Consider the following 1,028-nt stretch of genomic DNA (forward strand, 5'->3'; position numbering starts at 1 on the left):
GGTGAGAACTTAAGCGCCGGTAAACGGCGGTGGTAACTATAACCATCCTAAGGTAGCGAAATTCCTTGTCGGGTAAGTTCCGACCTGCACGAATGGCGTAACGACTTCCCCGCTGTCTCAACCGCAGACCCGGCGAAATTGCATTACGAGTAAAGATGCTCGTTACGCGCAGCAGGACGGAAAGACCCCGGGACCTTCACTACAGCTTGACATTGGCGTTTGGAACGTCTTGTGTAGGATAGGTGGGAGACTGGGAAGCTCGGACGCTAGTTCGGGTGGAGTCATTGGTGAAATACCACTCTGGTCGTTTTGAACGTCTAACTCTGGTCCGTGATCCGGATCGGGGACAGTGTCTGGTGGGTAGTTTAACTGGGGCGGTTGCCTCCTAAAGAGTAACGGAGGCGCCCAAAGGTTCCCTCAGCCTGGTTGGCAATCAGGTGTCGAGTGTAAGTGCACAAGGGAGCTTGACTGTGAGACTGACGGGTCGAGCAGGAGCGAAAGCTGGGACTAGTGATCCGGCATCGGCATGTGGAAGCGGTGTCGCTCAACGGCTAAAAGGTACCCCGGGGATAACAGGCTGATCTTCCCCAAGAGTCCATATCGACGGGATGGTTTGGCACCTCGATGTCGGCTCGTCGCATCCTGGGGCTGGAGTAGGTCCCAAGGGTTGGGCTGTTCGCCCATTAAAGCGGTACGCGAGCTGGGTTTAGAACGTCGCGAGACAGTTCGGTCCCTATCCGCTGCGCGCGCAGGAGACTTGAAAGGAGCTGTCCCTAGTACGAGAGGACCGGGACGGACGAACCTCTGGTGTGCCAGTTGTACCGCCAGGTGCATGGCTGGTTGGCTACGTTCGGAAGGGATAACCGCTGAAAGCATCTAAGCGGGAAGCTCGCCTTGAGATGAGGTCTCCCACCACGAGAGTGGGTAAGGCTCCCGGTAGACGACCGGGTTGATAGGCCGGAGGTGGAAGCACGGTAACGTGTGGAGCTGACCGGTACTAATAGGCCGAGGACTTGACCACAAAGCAT

1 rRNA gene is annotated in these 1,028 nt (G+C 56.8%); it reads left to right on the top strand.

The features are described from left to right. A 23S ribosomal RNA gene (locus ACIBG4_RS42320) occupies positions 1–1,021 on the top strand; the annotation flags it as partial. Positions 1,022–1,028 lie beyond the last annotated feature (7 nt).

The sequence above is a fragment of the Nonomuraea sp. NPDC050383 genome, assembly GCF_044459125.1.
GTDB lineage: Bacteria > Actinomycetota > Actinomycetes > Streptosporangiales > Streptosporangiaceae > Nonomuraea.